The sequence below is a fragment of the Cyanobacteriota bacterium genome (genome assembly GCA_025054735.1).
Taxonomy (GTDB): Bacteria; Cyanobacteriota; Cyanobacteriia; order SKYG9; family SKYG9; genus SKYG9.
Map to the genome: position 1 here is coordinate 1 of JANWZG010000238.1, position 6,193 is coordinate 6,193.

4 protein-coding genes are annotated in these 6,193 nt (G+C 48.1%); 2 read left to right on the forward strand and 2 right to left on the reverse strand.

The window, feature by feature from the left end; genetic code table 11:
• Nucleotides 1-454 precede the first annotated feature (454 nt).
• Nucleotides 455-1,738 (forward strand): rod shape-determining protein RodA, encoded by a 1,284-nt coding sequence (gene rodA, locus NZ772_12015; GenBank protein MCS6814273.1) that lies wholly within the window; start codon nucleotides 455-457, stop codon nucleotides 1,736-1,738.
• Nucleotides 1,739-2,718: 980 nt separating this feature from the next.
• Here rodA and NZ772_12020 read toward each other — a convergent pair.
• Nucleotides 2,719-4,563: an aspartate kinase gene (locus NZ772_12020; GenBank protein MCS6814274.1), complete on the reverse strand. Its 1,845-nt coding sequence runs from the start codon at nucleotides 4,561-4,563 to the stop codon at nucleotides 2,719-2,721.
• Nucleotides 4,564-4,664: 101 nt separating this feature from the next.
• Between NZ772_12020 and NZ772_12025 the strand changes: the two genes are divergently transcribed.
• Nucleotides 4,665-5,399, forward strand: coding sequence for a cytochrome c biogenesis protein CcdA (locus NZ772_12025; GenBank protein MCS6814275.1), 735 nt, complete (start codon nucleotides 4,665-4,667; stop codon nucleotides 5,397-5,399).
• Between the two features lie 31 nt (nucleotides 5,400-5,430).
• Here NZ772_12025 and NZ772_12030 read toward each other — a convergent pair whose 3' ends face one another.
• Nucleotides 5,431-6,162: a thioredoxin domain-containing protein gene (locus tag NZ772_12030; GenBank protein MCS6814276.1), complete on the reverse strand. Its 732-nt coding sequence runs from the start codon at nucleotides 6,160-6,162 to the stop codon at nucleotides 5,431-5,433.
• Nucleotides 6,163-6,193 lie beyond the last annotated feature (31 nt).

Here is a 6,193-nt window from a genome sequence, read left to right on the forward strand (position 1 = left end):
GTTAATCTCATACTCCCAACATGGGGCATCTAGCTCGTCTAGAAACTCTTCAGAATCTTTGAGGTAGCAAGCTAATTAACCGTAAAGGTATGGGTACCTGCTACTCAGCTCTGCTGGTGCACAAGCAGACTGGTGTAAAACTTCTTTGCTACACATAGAGCCTGAGAAGAGCAGGATTTGCCCATCAATAGTATCAAAAACTTAGATACCGTCTAAAGCTATGTCAGTGTTATCACTGTCGGTAATCTAGGCATTGCATACCTGGCACTATGTGTTGTTTTCTCCATATAAGGATCCTTACCACATAGCTGTCATTAGTGCTATCTCATCAGGAAATCCTATTCCCAAACAGCGGCCTGTTCAGATCATTGATGCCTGATTTAGATCATTGATGAAGAATCGTTACAATGCCCTAGTACTATAGTCGAATAACTTGGCTACCTGTGTTCTGTCTATGATTCTGCAAAAGGCATTCGCACAATTTAACTGGAAGGGTTTGATTCAGCCCTGGCAAGAGATGGATTGGTGGTTATTTAGTTTGCCGATCGCCCTTACAGCCCTAGGCGGAGTCATGATCAGCAGTACTGAGCGTAACCAAGGTCTGACGGACTGGTGGCAGCATTGGATAACAGGTGGCATAGGAATTGTCTTAGCGTTGCTATTAGCACGGATGCGCTATGAGATTCTGTTGCAGTGGCATTGGATTATTTATGGTGTTGTCAATTTCACTTTGATCGCCGTAAAAATTATTGGTACTGTCGGGCTAGGTGCCCAGCGCTGGATCAATATCGGTGGCTTTTATCTGCAACCATCAGAATTTGCCAAATTAGGAATAATCATTACTATTGCAGCTCTCCTACACAAGCAAACTGCTGATTCTCTCCAAGCTGTTGTTAGAACCCTAGCTGTAGCTTCAGTCCCCTGGGTTTTAGTGTTCCTAGAGCCAAATTTAGGAACATCGCTTGTGTTTGGTTCGATTACGCTGGGTATGTTGTACTGGGGCAACGCTAACCCTGGATGGTTATTGCTACTGATAGCACCATTGATCTCTGCCATCCTCTTCAACGTGCTGAACGCAAATTGGCTCATCCTAGTGCCCTTAGTGTGGGTTGCTGGACTGGGGATTGTTGGCTGGAAGACTCTGCCTTGGAGAAATCTGAGTGCATTTGCAGTTGTGGTAATCAACCTGATTTCTGGCAAGCTGGGCCAAGTGTTGTGGGGGTTGTTACAAGATTACCAAAAGCAACGGATTGTGTTGTTCTTTAACCCAGACCTGGATCCGCTAGGTGGTGGCTATCACTTAATTCAGTCTCGGATTGCGATCGGGGCTGGTGGATTGCTAGGCAAAGGCTTGTATCAGGGAACGCAGACGCAGTTGAACTTCATTCCAGAGCAATGGACTGATTTTATTTTTTCTGCGATCGGAGAAGAACTGGGGTTCGTTGGTTGTATGGCTGTGTTGGTGGCATTTTGGCTAGTGTGCTTTCGTCTGGTGGTTATTGCCCAGAATGCTAAGGATAACTTTGGCTCACTGATTGCAATCGGCGTGCTGTTCATGTTGATTTTTCAAATATTGGTCAACATTGGCATGACGATCGGCTTATCACCAGTGACGGGACTGCCCTTACCGTGGTTAAGCTATGGACGATCGGCTCTACTAGCAACCTACATTGGTATCGGGCTAGCTGAATCAGTAGCTAACCACCGCCAACGCTTTAAGCTAAAAACTTCAAGCTAGAAACCAAGTTAGAAACATAACTAGCGCTACTCAGCCATTGCCGCTAGTGGGAAATTCTGCCGTCTAGATTATACAGACTCAAAAATATAGGGGCCTGACGCTTATACGTCTGACCCCTACAGCACTGTGAGAACGTCAATGTAACTGACCAAACATGAGAGAAATTAAAAGAAATTAAACAAGCCAGCAACTCTCAGTGCAAAACTAAATCTTGAATGAATGATAGTAGAGCTGCTAGCTTAAACAGCCAGATAAACAAATCAACTAAACTACAGTGAACATCACATTCCCTAATCTCAATATCTGAACTATCCGTAAGTCTTTCCAGACTGTAGGTTTGACATCTTACTGTCCTTGTTAAGGAACACTTAAGCCAATCTCTTCAAGAGATAGTGCTTACAAGAGTTTATCGGTCACATTGTGAACAGATAGTTCTTAACCAAGTTAGGTTCAGTGTTGGAGCGAGCGAGGAGACACAGGCTCACATCCGGGGGTTACAAGGAGTAGTGTGTTGTCTGACCCTTGTTGTGTCTACATTCAAAATAGCATCTTCAACAGTTATTAGCCGCTTCTTTAACTAGAATTAACCTGTTTTAACCTGCAGTTACTAAGTCTTAAAAAGCTTGACTGTCAATGGCACCAATTTGTGCTGCTCTGTTGGGTTGTCTTGACGTAGACGGCACAATGTCAGCCATGTATCTGTAGGTGCGTTGTCACCATCTAGTCTTAAAGACTTCCCAATGAAACTGGGTGTTTTTTGCCCCTCACAGTCTAGCCCTGCGGGGCTATGCCGCAGTAGTCCTATGAAAAGCTTGCACTGCCTAAGTGTGTTTTCCCCAATCCAAGTTGAGTGGGTTGACGCGAACTCTGTCTATCAACACTGAAATTAAGCAACGGGAGACCTGTAGATCTTCAGACACTCATCACTAAGTAGTAACCTGTAAGCATTGACAGCAATCTGTGGCCGTTTATCTTGATTGCTAGGGAGCAGCGACTTGAATTGTTTGGGTGCCAGATAAACCAAAGGCACTATGAATGGCCTGGAGAGCAGTGACTCCTTGGTCGGCTGCAATGATGCAACTGATTTTAATTTCAGAGGTAGCAATCATTTGAATGTTGATCTGCTGCTCGGCAAGGGCGGTGAACATCCGGGCTGCGACTCCTGGTTGTCCAATCATGGTGCTGCCAACCACGCTGACCTTAGCAACATTTCGATCGATTACAATTTCACCCCATTCCAAGTCAGGCGCTGCGGCTGACAAAGCAGCATGGGCATCGTCAGCGTCCCCCAGTGCTACGGTGAAAGCAATATCACGGGTAGGTATGTTGTTAACAATGCGGCAACGCTGAGACTGGATGATCATGTCAACACTGATGCCTTTGTCTGCCAACAGTTGAAACAGACGAGCAGCCATGCCTGGGCGATCGGGCACCTGCCGAATAGCGAGTTTAGCCTGTTGACGATCGAGGGCAACGCCACGAATCAGTGGTGTAGCTGCCGCAGAGTCATTAGGGTCATTTGGTGCAGAATTGGGGTTGGTGAGCACAGGCATGGGTAGGCTGTTGTCGAGATCAAATGCTTGACGGAGAGCAGTGGTAGCCCGATCGCAATCCTGAATAGCTACAACACAACTAACCTGCACTTCTGAGGTAGAGATCATTTGGATGTTGATGCCAGCCGCTGCCAGGGTAGAGAACATGTGGGCAGCCACTCCAGGACGACCAATCATGCCTGCACCAATAATGCTGATCTTGGCAACATCTGCATCCACAACAGCATCCAGCGTTGACACAGGGGTGCCTGCTGAGGGATCAATGCTGGCCAAGAAGGCATGGGCGATCGCCTCCGCCTGGGTCAAAGAGTCTTTGGTAACCGTAAAGGCAATGTCGTTGGTGTTGCCATCGTGAATCGATTGAATGATTAAGTCTACATCCAGGCTATGGCGGGCAATTTCGCTAAACAACCGGGCAGCAATTCCAGGACGATCAGGTACCCGCAACAGGGCAACCTTGGCTTGATTGCGATCGCACACTACCCCATCTACAGGTCGCGATAATTCGAGGGTTTGTAGAGAGCGGGGAGGCAGTGATGGTGCTAGAACGCGGGTGCCGGGATCATCACTCCAACTGGATCGCACCACTAGGGGCACTCCAAAGTTGCGGGCAATTTCCACTGCCCTAGGATGCAAGACCTTAGCACCCAGGCTAGCTAGCTCCAACATTTCATCGCAGGTAATTTCGCTCATCAGTTGGGCTTCGGGCACTAGGCGGGGATCCGTAGTAAGAATTCCGGGAACATCGGTGTAAATTTCACAACAATCGGCCTTGAGGGCAGCAGCAAGGGCTACGGCTGAGGTGTCAGAACCACCCCGTCCTAGGGTAGTCACCTCCATAGTGGTAGTATCAGTAACCCCTTGAAAGCCTGCAACAACAACTACCTGTCCTTGATCCAGGTGATACTGAAGACGATCGGTCTCGATACTGAGGATGCGGGCACGGGTGTGCTCAGCTTCGGTCACAATGCCAACTTGAGCGCCCGTGAGGGAAATGGCAGGTTGTCCTAGTTCTTGTAGGGCAATGCTCATTAAGGCAATAGACACCTGCTCTCCCGTAGACAGCAACACATCCATTTCTCGTCGACTAGGATTGTTGGATAATTCTCTAGCTAGTTTCACCAAACTATCTGTAGTCTTGCCCATGGCTGACACCACAACCACCACACGGTGCCCCGCATTGACGGTTCGTACCACCCGGCCTGCCACAGCCTGAATTCGCTCAATCGACCCAACGGATGACCCCCCGTATTTCTGCACGATTAGCGCCATGGTTGTTTCCCTAACTACCCTTTTATCTTGGAATCACAGTCCTTTACTGTACTACGGGACAATCCTTCGTTACGATCTAAGTATGAATCTAAGGTGTAATCATGGTTGAATCCCTACAAACCAAACTGTATCAGCTTCAGCATTTGGCTGACACGATCGTAATCTCCCAGCTTACCCATCTCTCACTTCTGAGCGTAGGGGTGATTTTTCTGGCGGGGTTGCTCACTAGTCTCACACCTTGCATGGTATCGATGCTGCCGCTGACGATCGGCTATATTGGGGGCTACGAAGCTAAAACCCGTGTACAGGCTGCTGTGCAATCTACTTGGTTTGCCCTAGGACTAGCGACAACCTTAGCAGCCTTAGGTCTAGGGGCGGCCTTGCTAGGCAATGTGTATGGTCAAGTGGGGATTGGTTTGCCGATTATCGTCAGCGTTGTTGCTATTCTCATGGGTCTAAACTTGTTGGAAGCGTTGCCATTGCCCTTACCAGCCTTTGATGCCGCCAGATTCATCCCCAATCATGTAGCAAATAGCACCCGCTCCTACCTGCTAGGATTAACCTTTGGTTTAGTAGCTTCCCCTTGTAGCACGCCTGTGTTGGCCACCCTGTTAGCATGGGTATCTACTACCCACGACCCACTGCTGGGAGCTGTGCTATTGCTAGCTTACACAGCTGGCTATTCAGCCCCACTCATCATTGCAGGCACCTTTACAGCAACGCTGCAAACACTGCTGGCCTTTCGGCGCTGGTCTGCCTGGATTACACCTGCTAGTGGCGCTATTCTAGTTGGGTTTGGTGTGTTCTCTCTGCTGTCTCGCCTCTCGTTCATCTAGAGTTCTGGCTACGAGACTTATGAAAGTAACTCTATTTCTTCGTCTTGGCTTGCTTTACCTTAGCTAGGGTAGCTTCCAGTTGAGTGGGCAATTCAGGCCCCGCTTCCACCACTTCTCCGTTCATAATCAGAAACGGAGTGCCATTAATACCTAGAGATTCAGCTAGCTCCACATCGGTTTGAATAGCCTTGGCCGCATCATCGCTAGCCCGATCGCGATTGAACTTATCCACATCTAATCCTAGAGACTTAGCAATCGCTATATACTGCTGATCGCCTAGCTTATCCTGGTTGGTAAACAAAGCATCTTGATATTCCCAGAACTTGCCCTGTTGCATGGCTGCCCACGCTGCTTTTGCGGCTGGTAGCGCTTCTGGGTGAATTGATACTAGCGGTAGATGCTTGTAGGCAAAGGTAACCTGATCTCGGTGTTTTTCCATAAATGCCTTGATTTCCTTATGGGCTTCGGCGCAATAGGGACACTGGAAGTCAGAAAACATAACCAGCACAATCGATTGGTCGGTTGAACCCATGGTAGGCGACCTATCGATCACAGCCTTGGGATTGTTCAGCATATTGTCAAGAAACTCTTGCTGGGCTTTGCGCCGATTGGCTTCTTGTTCTTGCCGATAGGCTTGTACAGCATCTAAGATTACCTGCGGATTCTTGCGAATAATTTCTAGTACCTTGGCCTCCAGTTCTGGATCAGAAGAACTAGCGGTTGTTTTTGCAGTGCAACTCGTCAATGCCAACCCTACTAGCAACAGTCCTGATGCGATTATGCGGTGTACGTTA

Excerpts from the sequence above, each read along its gene's own strand:
- rodA (MCS6814273.1), top strand. The coding sequence starts at position 455 with ATGATTCTGCAAAAGGCATTCGCACAATTTAACTGGAAGGGTTTGATT.
- NZ772_12025 (MCS6814275.1), top strand. The coding sequence starts at position 4,665 with ATGGTTGAATCCCTACAAACCAAACTGTATCAGCTTCAGCATTTGGCT.
- NZ772_12020 (MCS6814274.1), bottom strand. The coding sequence starts at position 4,563 with ATGGCGCTAATCGTGCAGAAATACGGGGGGTCATCCGTTGGGTCGATT.